This window comes from Streptomyces sp. NPDC002868 (assembly GCF_055563295.1).
The window spans coordinates 150827-166341 of record NZ_JBVHDR010000002.1 but is presented as its reverse complement, the minus strand read 5'-3'; the positions used below and the strand labels follow the sequence as shown (position 1 = coordinate 166341).

The following is a 15515-nucleotide window of genomic DNA, read 5'->3' as shown; positions in this document are numbered from 1 at the left end:
AAATTAAAGCCGCGGTTGTCGGGCGTCAACCCCGTCCAGAAGTACCCCAGAACCACTCCAGAAGAACGGAGACCGGCCGATGGCTCTCACGGTCGGCGTCATCGGTCCCGAGGACCTCGTGCACAAGGTGGTCGCGGTCGGCGGCTCGGCCGGGGCGGACCGGCTGGTGCCCCTCCCGTACCGGCACGAGGACGAGACCCTCGACGTGGTCGGCAGGGCGCAGGCCGAGGTGGACGCGCTGCTCTTCACCGGCGTCGTGCCGCACACGCTCGCCACCGCCGCCGGAATCGTCGACCGGCCCGCGATGTATGTGCCGTACAGCGGCGCGACCCTGCTGCGTGCCCTGGTCGAACTGCTCCGCCTCGGCCACGACGTATCCCGTATCTCCATCGACACGCTGCGCCGCAGCGAGGTGATGGAGACGCTCACCGAGGCCAAGCTGCCCACCGACCATGTGCATGTACTGCCCTACCGGCCCGGGCTGACCTCGCAGGACCTGGCGGAGTTCCATCTCGCCGCGCGGGACAGGAAGCAGACGCGGGTCGCCCTCACCTGTCTCGGCTCGGCCTTCCATCTCCTCGACCACGAGATGCACGCCGTACGTCTCGCGCCGTCCCGGCACTCCATACGCTCCACGCTCCAGGCCCTTGTGCTCGCCACCGCGGGACAGCACAGCGGCGACGCCCAGGTCGCCCTCGGCATCATCGATCTTCCGGCGGCCGACAGTGAACTGGCCGCGGATCTGCGAGTGCTGGGCGGCAGCCTCGCCGATCTGGCGGACGGGCAGCGTCTGGTCGTCACCACCCGGGGCGTCCTGGAGGAGGTGAGCGGGCAGTTCACCCGCCTCCCCTTCCTCGACGACCTCGCGGCCCGGCACGGCGCCGCTCATGTGGGCTTCGGCCTCGGCCGCACCGCCGCGGAGGCCGAATCGCTGGCCAGGCGCGCGGTCAACCGGGCCCGTTCGGTGGGCCCGGTGGCCGGAGTCGTCTCCATGACCGACGACGTCGACATCGTGATCGACGCGGAACGCTCCGCGTCCACGCTGTCCGCGGCGGCGGCCGGGCCGGAGAGCACGGTCACGCTCGCCCGCCGCGTCGGGCTGAACCCCAAGACGCTGGACCGGCTGCGTGAACTGGCCGCTCAGGAGCAGGACGAGGGCATCACCGCGCACCGCGTGGCGGAGCACCTCGCCGTCCAGCAGCGCACGGCCCGCCGCATCCTCAAGCGCCTGGAGCGGGCGGGGGTGGCCGTACCGACGGGCAGCCGGCAGCTGGGCCAGACGGGCCGCCCACCGATCGTCTACCGCGTACGCCTCTAAGCCCGCCCTTACGGTCCGGGCCGTAACTCGAAGGAGCCGTGCTTGAAGATCGTCTCGGTCCACACCCGCGTTGTCAGGGCCCCTTACCGGCGGCCCTTCGTCATCAGCAGTGGAACCAGCCCCGAACTCATCAGCCTGGTCGTCGAAGTACGTACGGCGGACGGCGACTCCGGCTTCGGTGAGGCCTCCCCGATGACCGCGTACACCGGCGAGACCCTCGCCGGCCTTGAGGCGGCGCTCACCGAACACGCTGCCCCGGCGCTGATCGGCCGCGACGCCCGCGACCTGGCGGGAGCGCACGCCGCCATGGACGCCGCCATCCGCGGCCAGCAGCTGGCCAAGGCGGCGCTGGACATCGCGCTGCACGATGTGGCGGCGCGGGCGGCGGGCTGGCCCGTGCATCTGCTGCTCGGCGGCTGTGTCCGCCCGCGCATCCCCACCACCTGGGTGGTCGGTCTCGGGACGGTCGAGGAGATGGTTGAGGAGGCGGCCGCGTACGCCGCACGCGGCTTCACCCACATCAAGGTGAAGGGCGGCGAGGACCCGGAACTGGATGTGCGGCTGGTCCATTCCGTGCGCGGTGCCGTGCCGGACTTTGTGGAGCTCAGCCTCGACGCGAACGAGGGCTACGACCCCGGCATCGCGGGCCGGACCGTCGGCCGGCTCACCGACGCCGGGCTCGACCTGATCGAACAGCCGCTGCCCCGCTGGGACTTGACCGGCATGGCGGCGCTGCGCAGCCGCGGCGGTGCGCGCGTCATGGCCGACGAGAGTGTGCACTCGCTGCACGACGCCCTGGAGATCGTCCGCCGAGGGGCGGCCGATGTCCTCAACATCAAGATCCTCAAGGTGGGCGGGCTGTACAGGGCCCGGCAGATCGCAGCGCTCGCCGAGTCCGCGGGCCTCGCCGTAAAGATCGGCACCATGCCGGAGTTGGGCGTCGCCACTCTGGCCGCGGCCCATCTGACCGCCGCCCTGCCGCACGCCACGGTCCCGGCGGACCTGGTGGGCCCGCTGCTGGTGCATACGGAACCGCTGGCGCCGACGGCGTTCGCGGCGACGGGGGAGACGGGATGGGTGGACGTACCGGTGGGTCCGGGCCTGGGCCACGACCTGTAACCCGCGGCGCTGGCCCCCCTCTGGGGCTCCGCCCCGGACCCCGCGCCTCAAACGCCGGCGAGGGCGTTGGGGGTCCCCCCGGACGAAGTCTGGGGGAGATTGAGGACAACGCCCGAAGGGCGTGCGGGGGTCTGGGGGCTTGCCCCCGGTTCGGGAAGGGGCGGGGTGGGGAACAGGCCCGCCGCAGGCGTAACCCCAGCCCGACGCCCGCTACCGCAGGCCCGCCGCGTCCCCCGCCACCGGCCCCACCCGCCGCGCCAGCACCCCCACCGGACCCGCCGCCCGCTCCAGCGTCAGCAGGCCCCTGACCGCCTCCGCCGTCTCCTCGTCGCTCGCGGCCGTCGCCGCGAGCAGCGCGATCAGATGGTCGACCAGCCAGTCCCGCAGCTCCTCCGCCGGCGGCTGCTTCCCCTCGTCCAGCCAGATCAGCGACGCCGCCTCGACCGCCGCGATCCAGGTGCGCACCATCATCCGCAGCCGCGGTCCCGGCCGCGCAACGCCGATGTGGACGACGATCTGCTCGGCCGCGGCCCGCCGCACCTCGTCGACGATCGCCGTCGTACGGGAGGTCTCGGCGACGCTGCCCCCGCGCAGCAGCGCGCTGAACCCGGCGTCGTGTTCGTCGACGAAGGCGAGATAGCGGTCGAGGACCCGGGAGACCCGCTCCGTCGGCGGTCCCGCGGGCGGCTCGGTGAAGCACAGTTCCAGCTGGTCGGCGGCGGAGCGGAGAGCCGTCTCGTACAACTGCTGCTTGCCCCCGGGGAAGTAGCGGTAGACGAGGGGCCGGGAGACCCCGGCCGCCTCGGCCACGTCGTCGAGGGACACCTCGTCCGGCGGCCGGTGCGCGAAGAGCGTGAGCGCGGCGGCGAGGAGCTGCCTGCGGCGCTCCTCGACGCTGAGCCGTCGGTAGGCACGGGTCGCTGGAGCGGGACTGGTCATGCTCGCAGCGTAACTGCCCCGTTCCTGGATTACGCGAGGAGGCCGGAGCTCTTCCAGAGCCTGCGGCCCGGACCCCGCAGGACGCCGATGTCGTCGAGGAAGTCCGTCAGCCGCTTCGCGCCCGACTGCATCACCTCGCGGCGGTGGCCGCTCGCCTTCACCTGGGCGACCGCCTCGCGCCGGTCGAGGCCGACGTCCGTGTACACCTGCGGATTCACGAAGCAGACCGAGAAGACGCGCGCCGCCTCCCCGCAGCTCAGGCGCGTGAGCTCCTGCTCCCAGCGCGGCGCTGTCACCATCTGCCGGCGCAACTCCTCGCGGGCGTATCGCACATGACGCGCCTCCTCCACCACATGGATGCGGGTCACGCCGCGCACCAGGGTCTGGACGCGCTCGTCCGGGAAGGTGAGGCGCTGCATCCAGTCGAGGATCTCCTCGCCGAGCAGCGTCGCCGCGAACGAACCCGGTGTGGTCGAGACGGTCTTCAGGACGCGCGCAAGATTGTGGTAGAGCCGCGGTACGGGATACGCCGGCGCCCCGCCCTTCTGGATCAGCCGGGCGAACATCATCGAGTGCCGGCACTCGTCCGCGATCTCGGTGAGCGCGTAACGGACATGGCTGCTGGTCACGGGCTTGTCGTAGATGTGCCTGACCAGCAGCTGCATCAGGATGATCTCGAACCAGATGCCCAGCGAGGCGAGTGACGCGGACTCGCGCCTGGCCAGGTCCAGCCGCTGTTCCTCGGACATCCTGTGCCACAGCGGGGTGTCGTAGAGGGAGAGCAGCTCCGGCGGCCAGAACCACTTGCCCTCCTCGACCGGGGAGTCCCAGTCGAGCTCCTTGTCGGGGTCGAAGGAGTGCTTGGCGGAGGACTCGAGGAGACGCTGGGCGACCTGCTCCCGGTCCCGGAGCGGGCCGAGTGCGTCGCGGAGCTGCTGCACGTCGCTTTCGGTCACTGTTGTCATGGCTGAGGGCACCTCGCGGGTGGGGTGAGCAACGTCAACTCTTATGAGACTGCCTGTCAGTAAGACCGTCAATCCCTTGCGTACGACTTGTTGACTGGACGTCTACCAACGTGTGAGCCTGCCAACAGTCCGTAGTGGTACGGGATATGAGGCGAAGGAGCCGTCAGTGTCGACTCACGACCGCTACACGCACGCCCCGGAGAGCTTCCACTGGCAGGTCCCGGCCTCCGGCGCGGCCCGCTTCAGCTGGGAGTACGAGGACGGCCGCGACCGACTGCTCGCCCTGTACCAGAAGGGCAAGGACAAGCAGTGGGACGGCGCAAAGCGCATCGACTGGGACCTTGAGGTCGATCCGTACGACCCGCTGGGCACCCCCGACGAGGCGCTCACGCTCTACGGCTCGCGCCACTGGCCGAAGCTGACCGAGAAGGACAAGGGGGAACTGCGCAGGCACTACACCTCCTGGCAGTTCAGCCAGTTCCTGCACGGCGAGCAGGGCGCGATGGTGTGCGCGGCGCGGATCGTGGAGTCGGTGCCCGATCTGGACGCGAAGTTCTACTCCGCCACCCAGACGATGGACGAGGCCCGGCACGCGGAGATCTACAGCCGCTTCCTGCACGACAAGATCGGGATGCTCTACCCGATCAACGACAACCTCCAGGGGCTGCTCGGCGACACCCTGCGTGACTCCCGCTGGGACATGCCGTACCTGGGCATGCAGGTCCTCATCGAAGGGCTCGCGCTCGCCGCGTTCGGCCTGCTCCGGGACACGACGGACAAGCCGCTGCCGAAGCAGATCCTGGCTTACGTCATGCAGGACGAGGCCCGCCATGTCGCCTTCGGGCGGATGGCGCTGCGTGACTACTACAAGGAGCTCAGCGACGCGGAGCTGCGCGAGCGCGAGGATTTCGTCATCGAGGGCTGCTACTTGATGCGCGACCGGCTCAGCGGGGTCGAGGTGCTGGAGAACTTCGGCATCCCCAAGGCCGAGGCGGCGGAGCTCTCCGAGCAGTCCGAGTTCCTGCAGCTGTTCCGGAAGCTGCTGTTCAGCCGGATCGTGCCGTGCGTCAAGGACATCGGGCTGTGGGGTGAGCGCCTGCAGAAGGCCTATCTGGACATGGGCGTCTTCGAGATGGGCGACGCCAACCTCGACCTCCTCATGTCCCAGGACGAGGAGATCGCCGAGCAGCTCGACCGCGAACGCTTCGCGACGGAGGAGCAGGCGCGGGTCGCGGAAGTGGAGCAAGCGATCGCGGAGGGCGCGCAGGCGGCGGGCTGAGCCGAGGGGCCGGGGGGTCGGGGGGCCGAGGGCCGAGGGGGCGAGGGGCCGAGGGGCGAGGGGGCGGGGGCCGGCCGACCCGTGGCGCAGCAGCCGGGCTGATCACTCCGCCGTCGGCGCCGGGAAGCTCGTCCGCAGTGTGAACGCCCGTGGCGTCGGGCCGTGTTCGCGTACATGGACCAGGCGTTCCTCAGCCTCCTGGACCGTCGGACGGTGGCCCCGCTCCACCCACCACAGCGTGGCCATGACCTCCTGGACACGTTCGAACCACTCGTAGCGCCGTCCCAGTAGCTCCCGGTGCTGTCCCTGGTACATGAACGCGGTCAGGGCGTTGATGTCCCGCCACACCGACATGTTCACGATCAGCCACTCATCCCCGAAAACCGGCACATCCATGGCATTTCCGGTCTCGCTCTGGAGCCGCCAGATGAAGCCGTCCGCCGCGTCCGCGACGGCGTTCACCGGGTCCAGGCCATCGACGAAATCCTTCAACTCCGGGGAATCCAGCGGGAATTTGAGCCGGGCTATGTTCACCTGGGCGAGCTCGTAGGTCATGGTCATGGGCGCACCATAGTCGTGTGCCGCTCCGCCGCCACCGCCATTTCGAGGAGCGAGATGTCCGCGCCGCGCGCCGCGACCAGTTGCAGGCCGGCCGGGCAGCCGTCGCTCGTGAAGCCGGCCGGAACGCTTGCCGCCGGGTGGCCGCTGAGGTTGAACGCCCAGGTCAGGGCGGTGGAGTAGAGCTCGCCCGGCCCTTCGTGGCCGTGCGGGCGGTTCGGGGTGGCCGGAGTGAGGAGCAGCTCCGCCTCCGCGAACAGCGCGCCGAGACGGCGGTTGTTCTCCGCGCGCACCGCCGACCCCGCCGAAGGCTCCCCGCGCCGTACCGCCTGCCAGGCGTCCCTCGGGTCGAGCAGCGCGAACGGCCGCTCGTCGAGACGTACGACTCCGGCCGTGACCAGCCGCTCCACCGCAGCCCGCGCGACCGACTCCACCTCGGGATCCGTCCGCGCGAAACCCAGGTCGGGTGACCAGCGCGCCCGTACCGGGAACGGCGGCCGCACCTCCGCGTACCCGTCAAGGACGCAGCGCAGATACGCCCGCGCGTCCGTCGCCGTGCGCGTCAGCACCCCCGCCGTCGCCAGGCCGGTCCGGTCGGGCGAGGGCAGCAGGCCGTTCGTCGTCTTCAGGCCGAACACCCCGCACCAGGCCGCCGGGATGCGCACCGACCCCGCCCCGTCGCTGCCGGTGGCCAGGCCCACCATCCCCGCCGCGACCGCCACCGCCGAACCGGCCGACGAGCCGCCCGGCGTACGGTCCGGGCGCCAGGGGTTGACCGTGCGGCCGTGCGCGCCGAGGCCCCAGGTCTGCCAGTACGTGCCGGGGCCCGGCACCGCCGTCGAGCCGACCGGCACCGCGCCCGCCGCGATCAGCCGCCGGGCCGCGTACGAACGGATACCGAAGGGCCCCTTCACCGCGAACGGCAGCCCGGCAAGGGGGAGTTCGGGCGAAGCCTCGCATGCCGACGCCGCCGCCTCGCCCCACACCTCGATGAACGCGCACAGCTGCGGGTCGAGCCGCGCGATCCGCTCCAGGGCCTCCTCCACCGTCATACGGCTCAGTCTCGCAGCGCCGCCTCCATCACCGCCCGCGCGATCGGCGCCGCGCTGCCACCGCCGCTGATCTCGCCGCGGTCGGCCGACACGTCCTCCTCGACGACCACGGCGACCGCGACCGCCGGCTGGCCCGCGTCGGCCGCCTGCGCCCAGGAGATGAACCAGGCATAGGGCCGACCGGTGTTGTCCAGGCCGTGCTGCGCCGTACCGGTCTTGCCGCCCACCGTCGCCCCATCGATCGCCGCGTTCTCACCGGTGCCCTCCTCGACGGCCTGGACCATCATCCGCTGGAGCTGCTGCGCGGTCGCGGGGTTCATCGCCTGCTGGTACGACTGCGGGTAGTTCCGTGCGATCGTGCGACCGTCCGACCTGGTCACCCGGTTGACCAGATAGGGGCGTTTGAGATCCCCGCCGTTGGCGACAGCGGCTGACACCATCGCCATCTGCAGCGGCGTCGCCGTGGTGTCGAACTGCCCGATCGAGGAGAGCGCCAGCTGATCGACGGTCATATGGCGGTCGAAGTTGGACACGGCGACGCCCGAGGGAATCCGCAGCCTGCGGTCGTTGAAGCCGAACTTGCCGACCGTGTCCAGCATTCCGGCCAGGCCCACCTTCACCCCCAGATGCGCCATCACGGTGTTGCAGGACCACTGGATGGCGTACGCGAGCGAGGCGTCGCCGCAGCCGTCCGTCGCGTTGGGGAGAGTCGTTCTGGTGCCCGGCAGGACATACGGATCGGGCGCGCCGGACGGCGCGTCGATGTCCGTGACCACACCCGCGTCCAGCGCGGCCGCCGCCGTCACGATCTTGAACGCGGAGCCGGGCGGATACGTCTGCCGGATGGCCCGGTTGAGCATCGGCTGGCTGCCCGAAGCATTGAGCCTCGCCCACTCGGTCTTGACCGGCGGCCCGGTACCGGAGAGCAGCCCGGGGTCGTACGAAGGGCTGCTGACCAGTGCCAGGATCTTCCCGGTCGACGGTTCGAGCGCGGCGACCGCGCCCCGCTTACCGCCGAGCCCGTCGAACGCGGCGCGCTGCATCGAGGGCCTGATGGTGGTGACGACGTCTCCGCCGGGCTGCTGGATGCGGCTGATGTCGTTCCAGAAGGGCAGCGGCGCGAGCATGGCATCCGTGCCGGTCAGGACGCCGTCCTCGGCGTTCTCGACGAGGGTGGTGCCGTACGTCTGCGAGGCGTAGCCGGTGACGGGCGCGTACATCGGGCCCTGGGTGTAGGTGCGTTCGTACCGCAGTTGCTGGCCGGTGTCCTTGGAGCCGGTGACGGGCTTGCCGCCGACCAGGATGTCGCCGCGGGGCTCGTCGTAACGGGCAATGGCCAGGCGCCGGTTGGCCGGGTTCTTGTCGAGCGACGAGGATTCGATGATCTGCACGCGGGCGGCGTTGACCAGCAGCGCGACCAGGAGCAGCAGACACAGAGCGGCGGCGCGCCGGATGTAGCGGATCACCGTTCGTCCTCCAGGACCGGCGCGATGACGCCGGTAACGACCACGTCGGGATGCGGCGCGCGGGCCGAGTCGCTGACCCTGATGAGCAGCGCCACGATGATCCAGTTGGTGACGACGGACGAACCGCCCTGAGCAAGGAAGGGCATCGCCATGCCGGTCAGCGGGATCAGCCCCATCACGCCACCCGCGATGACGAACACCTGGAGGGCGATGATCGAGGCGAGCCCGATGGCGAGCAGCCGTCCGAAGGGGTCGCGCAGGGCGAGCCCGGCGCGGTAGCCGCGCGCCACCATCAGCGCGTACAGCATGAAGATCGCGGTCAGGCCCACCAGGCCGAGCTCCTCGCCCGCGGTGGCGAGGATGAAGTCCGACTTGGCGGCGAAGCCGATGAGGATGGAGTGCCCGAGGCCGAGACCCGCGCCGAGCATCCCGCCGGCGGCGAAGGCGAAGAGCGACTGGGCGAGCTGGCTGGGGCCCTGGCCCGCCCTGATGGTGGCGAACGGGTCGAGCCAGTCCTCGACCCGGCTGTGGACGTGCGGTTCGAGGGCGCCGACGGCGAACGCGCCGGCCGCCGCGAGCAGCAGGCCGACCGCGATCCAGCCGGTCCGGCCGGTCGCCACGTACAGCATGATCACGAAGAGTCCGAAGAAGAGCAGCGAGGTGCCGAGGTCGCGTTCGAGGACCAGTACGACGACGCTGAGCAGCCAGATCGTGACGATCGGGCCGAGCACCCGGCCGGTGGGCAGCTGGAGCCGCCAGATCCGGCGGCCGGTGTAGGCCAGGGCGTTGCGGTTGGCCGCGAGATACGCGGCGAAGAAGACGGCTAGCAGAATCTTGGCGAACTCGCCCGGCTGGAAGGAGAGTCCGCCGATCCGGATCCAGATCCTGGCGCCGTTCACGGCGGGGAAGAGGATCGGCACGATCATCAGGACGAGGGCGGCGACGACCGAGAGATACGCGTAGCGCTGCAGGACCCGGTGGTCGCGCAGGAAAACGACGGCCACGATGAACAGTGCGACACCGAGGGTGGACCAGATCAGCTGGGCGGGCGCGGCCTCGTCGAGCGGGGTCTCCAGGTCGAGACGGTAGATGAGCACCAGGCCGAGGCCGTTGAGGAGGACCGCGATGGGCAGCAGCAGCGGGTCGGCGTAGGGGGCGCAAAAGCGCACGGCGAGATGCGCGAGGAGGGCCAGTACGCCGAGGCCCGCTCCGTAGCGCATGGCGTCCGGCGGAACCGCGCTGTTCTTCGTCAGGCCGACGTCGATGTAGCCGTAGACGCACATGAGGACGGCGCAGACGAGGAGCGAGAGCTCGACGCCCCGCCGCTTGGTGAGGCGTAGTTCGGGCGGAGGGGCGTCCCCCGTCGTTGCGGTCATGCCACGCAACGTAGCAAGACGCAGGCCTTTTTCCCTTTATGTCATAGTGCGCCAAAAATGAGCCGACGGGCCGTAAGCCCCGGCTCGGGGTTGTGTCAGTACTGGTACGGCTGCTGGCCGGGCTGCTGCTGAGGCTGCCCGTACGCCTGACCGCCCGGCCCGCCCGCGCCCTGGAGCTGCAACTGCTCCGCCTGCTCCTTGGTCACCTGCTGCTCCATGCCGCAGAAGGTGCACTGCGTCGCGTACTTCGTCGAGAACGGGAACAGCGGCACGAAGAACAGCGTGAACTTCGTGACGCGCTTCCTGAGCGTGTGCGCGGAGGGATTGCCGCAGCGCCCGCACACCAGCGTGAGTATCGCCAGCTGGTAGAGGTAGCCCTTGGTGCCGAAGATGATCATGCTGTTCTCTCCCTCGTCAGTGCCCGCCGGCACAGGGCCAGCAGCTTCTCGTCCGTAAAGATGTCATGGCTGCCGTATCCGCCGTCGATCGCGTTGTGACGTCGTACGGCCGCGAGCTCGTCGCGCAGGATCCGCTCCGCGCCCTCGGCCGTCAGCTCCGCCAGGCACTCGGCGATCGGGACCCGGGTGTTCGGCAGCCCCTCCCAGGCCGCCAGCAGCACCGGCCATGCCCGCCCATGATCTCCCGTCACCCGCCAGAGCGCGATCGCCCCGTCCACCCGGGTCCACGGCTCCGCCGCCCTCAGCAGTTCACCCAGCGCCCCGGCGGCCTCCTCGCCCGCCGGCCCCAGCGCGCCGAGCGCCCTCGCGGCCGACCGCCGGGCCCCGGAGTCCGCGCCGGACAACGCCGCACGCATCACCGGCAGTACGGGCTCGGCGTCACCCTCGATCGCCCACAGCGCCCCCGCCGTCCGCGCCGCGAGGGACTCCGAGAACCCGGAGCCGACGCCCACGCAGCGCAGCAGCTCCCGCAGCTCCGGAACGGCCTCCCGCGCGCCGGGCCCGAAGGCGGTGAGCGCCCGCAGCGCCGACTCGGCCACCCATTCCCTGCAGTAGTCGGGCGCGCCCCGCAGCACCCGCAGCACCTCGGGCACCGCATCGGCGGCCCGCAGCGCCGTCAGCCCGTACAGCAGCGGCCCGGCCCGGTCGTAAAGCCGCTCGTCCAGCTCGATTTCGCCGAGCCGGTGGCGCAGTGCGGGCGCGAGCGACGCCGCGGCCGCGCCCAGATGGTCCAGCACATAGCCCAGATCGTGCGGCGCCTCGGGCCGCTGAAGCGTCCGCGCGAGCACCGGCACCGCGCGCCGGTCGCCCGCCCGAGCCAGCGCGGCGAGCGCGCTGCCGAGCGTGGGCGGCCCGCTCTCCCACTCCCGGACCCAGGCGCCGGGGTCCGCGGCCACCCGGTCCGCCAGCGCGTCCGCGGCGGGCGCGGCGAGGCCGAACAGCTCCCCGAGCGCGTCGGCGGCCGCGTCCGCCAGCCGTTTCTCCGGGTCGGCGAGCTGCTCCCCGATCAGGCCGACCAACTCGTCGTACGCACCGCGCCAGGTCCGCAGCAGCCCGCTGCTCATCCGTACGGCATCGATCCGCTGGCTCCAGTCGGGGCTGCACAACTGGTCGGCGAGCAGGGCGATCCGGTCGTCGACGCGGTCGCCGAGTCCGGAGTGGAGCGTACGCAGCAGATCCGCCGTCCAGGGGGCGCCGCGGCCCGCACGGTCCGCCTCGTGCATCTCGCGCAGCCGGCCGAGGAGCGTGGGCGTCGACGGCCGCTCGGGCACGGGTTCCGTGGCGGGTGCCGCGGGCTCGGCGCAGGAGCCGACCGACTCCGTGCAGGAGCCCACCGGTTCCGCGACGGGTGCTGCGCGATCGGCGCCGGGGCCGATCGACTCCGCGGCGGTGCCCGCCGACTCGGCGCAGGGGCCCACCGGTTCCGCGGCGGGGCCCGCCGACTCGGCCGCCGGGCTTGACGTCACCGGCTCGGCGCGCAGTTCGCGCAGCAGGCCCGTCACCCCCGGCACGACATCGGCCGGCAGCGTGCCCGGCGCGCAGCGGGCGAGCTGCGCGAGCGCGGCCAGCCGCAGCCCCGGGTGGTACGGCGCCCGGGTCAGCCCCGTGAGCCACTCCACCACCTCGGGCGCCAGCTGCCGGTGGCGCAGCGCGATCCGGCCCGCGGCCTCGACGCAGGCGAACCGCACCTCCGCATCCGGCTCGACGCCGAGCCGCTCCCGCAGCAGTCCGAGCACCAGCTCGGGATCGTCGTGCAGCGTGGCGAGCGCGAGCGGAGCCGTGAGCCGCACGCCGCGGTCCTCCGCGTCGACCAGCGCGAGGAAGACGTCCGCGCCCGCCGTCACGGCGGACGAAGCCATCGCGTAGTTCGCGGCGTACTCGAACTCCTCGTCCTCCGGGTCGAGTTCGTCGTCGCCGTCCAGATCGATGCTGCCGATGCTGGTCAGCAGCTCGACGATGCCGCCCCGGTCCTGAACCGCGGGATCCGCCACGAGCTCGATGAGGAAGGGAATGCAGGCGAGCGTCGAGTCGTACACATCGCCCTGGTGGTGCACCGCTCCGTACATCCCGTCGAGCGCCGTCTCGCGCTCCGCGGGATCCGCGGACGCGAGTCCGAACAGCATGTGAGGCACATCGTCCGCCGGCCCATAGGCGTGCGCCAGTGATGCCCAGTCGACCTCGTCGATCCCCCCGAACACGCTTGCCCCCTCCCAAGAACCTTGCGCTTGGGGAGAGTGTGCACTACGGCTCCGGCATCGCGCGGTTATTGCTCCGAAGGCCCCGCGGCTGTTCCCATGGTCGAGGGGTGGTGGCATGACGGGACTGCGCGTCACACCGGCACGCGAGCAGGGCCGGGACCGGCTGTACGTCAGCCTCCCGGACGGCCGCAACGTCGCCTGGTACGACAGGGACAGCGGCCGCCTCAGCCTGGTCTCCGAACGCCACCGCGCCGATGCGCTGGCCGCCCTCGCCCCGTATCTGACCGGCGAGGTCACCGTCGGACCTCCACCCGTGCCCACCTCCGCCGATCTCGCCAGACTGGCCCTGCACCCGGACGACGACCTTGCCCCCAACCGCCCCGGCGAGGCGCTCCACGCCGAGCTGGACCACCTCCCCGCCGGGCGCCGCTTCCGGCAGGACCCGCGCCGCGCGGAACTCGCCGCCCAGCAGCTGCTCGGCGACGGTCTCGACCGGCTGGAGGGCGCGGGCTGGCGGATCATTCACTCGGTGCCGCTGCCGGGCGCCGACCGCATCGACCATCTGGCCGTCGGCCCGGGCGGGGTGCTGGCCGTGCACACCCTGGCGGCCCGCCGGCTGCGGGTGCGGATCGCCGACCCGATGGTCCGGGCCGGCCGCGGCGTGCCGGGCCCGCTGCTGCGGCTGACCCGCCGCCGGGCCGAGCGGGCGACCCTCGCGCTGACGGCGGCGGTGCGCCCGGTCCTCGCCGTGGTGGGGGCGGCGCGGCTGGATGTGCTGCCCGCGCCACCGGACGTACGGATTCTGCGGGAGGCCGAGGTGCCCGCGCTGGCCAGGCTCGGCGGCGTACTGAAGCCCGCGGACATCGAGGCGCTCTACGCGGCGGCGCGCGACCGCCGCACCTGGCTGCGCGCGTAATCCGGCCCTGCCGGTCGTGGTCCTCCAGTCGTGATCCTCTAGTCGTGGTCCTCGGGGAGCCGCAGCCGCAGCACCGTGGTGACCGTGTGCCGTGTCGTGCCCTGCTCCACCTCGGCCGTCAGCCCGGTCTCGACGGCCCGGTACTCGACCTCGCCCACGCCGACCGCCATCGCCGTCCCCGTCCCGGTGCTCGTCCGGTCGGCCAGCGCGGCCGCCGCCTGTGCCCGCAGTGCGGGTGCCAGGGGGCTCGATACCAGCGGCGTGTCGTCGTCCGGCAGTACCAGTACCAGCGTGCTCGGCCGCGCCTGCGGCCCGGTGAAGCCGACGACCGCCGCATCGCGCGCGGAGGTGTGCCGAAGTTTCTGCCACGCGCGCGTGCCGCTCCGATACGTCTGGTCGAGGCGCTTGACCACAAGGCCCTCGACGCCTATCGCGGGCAGCGACTCGAACCAGGTGGCCGCCTCCCCGGCGTCCAGGGTCATCGGCACGGGCTGCAACGGCGGCCCGAGCGGGCCGAGCAGCGCGACCAGCCGCGCGCGCCGTTTCTCGTACGCCGACGGCCGTAGATCCTCACCTCCCTCGGCGAGCAGATCGAAGGCGGCGTACGAGGCGGGCAGCCGGCGTGCGAGGGCGGGTGCGCGCCCCGGAGTGGCGGCCGCGCGCTTCTGTACGGCGGCGAAGTCGATGCGCCCTTCCGTCCAGACCACCACCTCCCCGTCAAGCACCGTGCCGTCGGGCAACTGGCGTGCCGCGTCCGCGAGATCGGGGAACGCGGCGGTGATGATCCTGCCCGAACGGGCCTGGAGCAGCACCTCGCCGCCGAGCCGGAAGATCACCATCCGGTGGCCGTCGAACTTCGGCTCGTACGCCAGACCGCGCCCACGCGGCAGGACGCTCACCGATTCGGCGAGCGCGACCTTCAGGGGCGGCCTGGGCGCGTTCATGGCGGCCCGTCCGGCAGCCGCCCGGCCCGGTTGAGATTGATGAGCGGGCCGAGCAGATCCCCGTACCGGTCGAGCCGTGGCGCGATGTCGCCGATCCGGAAGACGAGGTTCTGGTGCGCCTCGATCTCCTCCCAGGTGACGGGCGTCGAGACGGTCGGCTCGGTGCGGGCGCGCAGGGTGTAGGGGGCGGCGGTGGTCTTCGCGGCGGCGTTCTGGCTGTGGTCGACGAAGACCTTGCCGGGCCGCAGGGAGCGCTTCATCCGGTGCAGGATCAGGCCGGGCAGCGCGGCCTCGCCCTCGACGGCGAGGCTCTTGGCGTACGCCGACACCTTCTCGGAGGGGGTGGGCTCCACCGGCACGAGGACATGCAGTCCCTTGGAGCCCGAGGTCTTGGCGTAGGCGTGCAGTCCGTCGGCCGCGAGCCGCTCGCGCAGCCAGAGCGCGACGGAACAGCACTCGGCGATCGTCGCGGGGGCGCCCGGATCGAGGTCGAAAACCATGCGGTCGGCCATCGCCGGCTCGTCCGCCTGCCATTGCGGCGTATGGAACTCCACGACCAGATTCGCCGCCCACATCAGCGACGCGAGGTCCTGTACGACGACCTGCCGGGCGTTCTTGTCCTCCGAACGGGGGACGGCGACGGTCCGGACCCAGTCGGGCGTTCCTGGCGGCGGGTTCTTGGTGAAGAACAGCTGGCCGTCGGGCCCGTCCGGGTACCGGAGGAAGGACAGCGGACGGTTGTGGAGATGGGCGAGGATCGCACCCGCCGTGGTGGCGTAGTAGTGCAGGATCTCGCCCTTGGTGGTCCCGGTGGCGGGGTGGATGACCTTCTCCAGATTGCTGAGCGCCAGGCGCCGCCCCTCCACCTCCGTGATCGGCGTCATACGATGAGAATCCCACGAATCCCGAAGTTTCGGATGAAAGGGA

14 protein-coding genes are annotated in these 15515 nt (G+C 71.7%); 4 read left to right on the top strand and 10 right to left on the bottom strand.

All coding sequences use genetic code 11. The features are described from left to right. The first annotated feature begins 79 nt into the window (after positions 1-79). The gene (locus ACZ3H8_RS06625; RefSeq protein WP_307661149.1) at positions 80-1318 is read left to right on the top strand and encodes a hypothetical protein; all 1239 of its coding nucleotides are present in this window, start codon (positions 80-82) and stop codon (positions 1316-1318) included. 42 nt (positions 1319-1360) lie between these two features. Further along, positions 1361-2437: a mandelate racemase/muconate lactonizing enzyme family protein gene (locus ACZ3H8_RS06620; protein WP_467398304.1), complete on the top strand. Its 1077-nt coding sequence runs from the start codon at positions 1361-1363 to the stop codon at positions 2435-2437. 210 nt (positions 2438-2647) lie between these two features. Here the strand turns inward: ACZ3H8_RS06620 and ACZ3H8_RS06615 are convergent, their stop codons facing one another. Together ACZ3H8_RS06615 and ACZ3H8_RS06610 are read right to left on the bottom strand one after the other, a co-directional pair. Beyond that, on the bottom strand, positions 2648-3376 hold the full coding sequence (locus ACZ3H8_RS06615; RefSeq protein WP_467398302.1) for a TetR/AcrR family transcriptional regulator: 729 nt from the start codon (positions 3374-3376) through the stop codon (positions 2648-2650). Positions 3377-3405: 29 nt separating this feature from the next. Then, positions 3406-4341 (bottom strand): AurF N-oxygenase family protein, encoded by a 936-nt coding sequence (locus ACZ3H8_RS06610; protein WP_467398299.1) that lies wholly within the window; start codon positions 4339-4341, stop codon positions 3406-3408. A 166-nt stretch (positions 4342-4507) separates the two neighbouring features. Between ACZ3H8_RS06610 and ACZ3H8_RS06605 the strand changes: the two genes are divergently transcribed. Continuing rightward, complete coding sequence (locus ACZ3H8_RS06605; protein ID WP_467398297.1) at positions 4508-5620, top strand: ferritin-like domain-containing protein; 1113 nt, start codon at positions 4508-4510, stop codon at positions 5618-5620. 102 nt (positions 5621-5722) lie between these two features. Here ACZ3H8_RS06605 and ACZ3H8_RS06600 read toward each other — a convergent pair whose 3' ends face one another. The 6 genes from ACZ3H8_RS06600 to ACZ3H8_RS06575 form a co-directional block, all read right to left on the bottom strand. Then, positions 5723-6181, bottom strand: a complete 459-nt coding sequence (locus ACZ3H8_RS06600; protein WP_467398295.1) for a DUF3291 domain-containing protein — start codon at positions 6179-6181, stop codon at positions 5723-5725. Beyond that, entirely contained in the window at positions 6178-7230 is a 1053-nt protein-coding gene (locus ACZ3H8_RS06595; RefSeq protein WP_467398292.1) for an amidase family protein, read from the bottom strand. Before ACZ3H8_RS06595 ends, ACZ3H8_RS06600 begins: the two co-directional genes overlap by 4 nt. 5 nt (positions 7231-7235) lie before the next feature. Next, positions 7236-8696, bottom strand: a complete 1461-nt coding sequence (locus tag ACZ3H8_RS06590) for a penicillin-binding transpeptidase domain-containing protein (RefSeq protein WP_467398290.1) — start codon at positions 8694-8696, stop codon at positions 7236-7238. Further along, positions 8693-10072: an FtsW/RodA/SpoVE family cell cycle protein gene (locus tag ACZ3H8_RS06585; protein WP_467398287.1), complete on the bottom strand. Its 1380-nt coding sequence runs from the start codon at positions 10070-10072 to the stop codon at positions 8693-8695. The genes ACZ3H8_RS06590 and ACZ3H8_RS06585 overlap by 4 nt, the downstream gene beginning before the upstream one ends. A gap of 95 nt (positions 10073-10167) precedes the next feature. After that, positions 10168-10470: a zinc-ribbon domain-containing protein gene (locus tag ACZ3H8_RS06580; RefSeq protein ID WP_307661139.1), complete on the bottom strand. Its 303-nt coding sequence runs from the start codon at positions 10468-10470 to the stop codon at positions 10168-10170. Next, complete coding sequence (locus tag ACZ3H8_RS06575) at positions 10467-12728, bottom strand: HEAT repeat domain-containing protein (protein ID WP_467398285.1); 2262 nt, start codon at positions 12726-12728, stop codon at positions 10467-10469. Before ACZ3H8_RS06575 ends, ACZ3H8_RS06580 begins: the two co-directional genes overlap by 4 nt. A 115-nt stretch (positions 12729-12843) precedes the next feature. Between ACZ3H8_RS06575 and ACZ3H8_RS06570 the strand changes: the two genes are divergently transcribed. After that, complete coding sequence (locus tag ACZ3H8_RS06570; RefSeq protein ID WP_467398282.1) at positions 12844-13644, top strand: nuclease-related domain-containing protein; 801 nt, start codon at positions 12844-12846, stop codon at positions 13642-13644. 38 nt (positions 13645-13682) lie between these two features. Here the strand turns inward: ACZ3H8_RS06570 and ACZ3H8_RS06565 are convergent, their stop codons facing one another. Together ACZ3H8_RS06565 and ligD are read right to left on the bottom strand one after the other, a co-directional pair. Further along, positions 13683-14588, bottom strand: coding sequence for an ATP-dependent DNA ligase (locus ACZ3H8_RS06565; protein ID WP_467398280.1), 906 nt, complete (start codon positions 14586-14588; stop codon positions 13683-13685). Beyond that, positions 14585-15472 carry a non-homologous end-joining DNA ligase gene (ligD, locus tag ACZ3H8_RS06560; protein ID WP_467398277.1) on the bottom strand — a complete coding sequence of 296 codons (888 nt, stop codon included), beginning with the start codon at positions 15470-15472 and terminating at the stop codon, positions 14585-14587. Before ligD ends, ACZ3H8_RS06565 begins: the two co-directional genes overlap by 4 nt. Between the last annotated feature and the right edge of the window lie 43 nt (positions 15473-15515).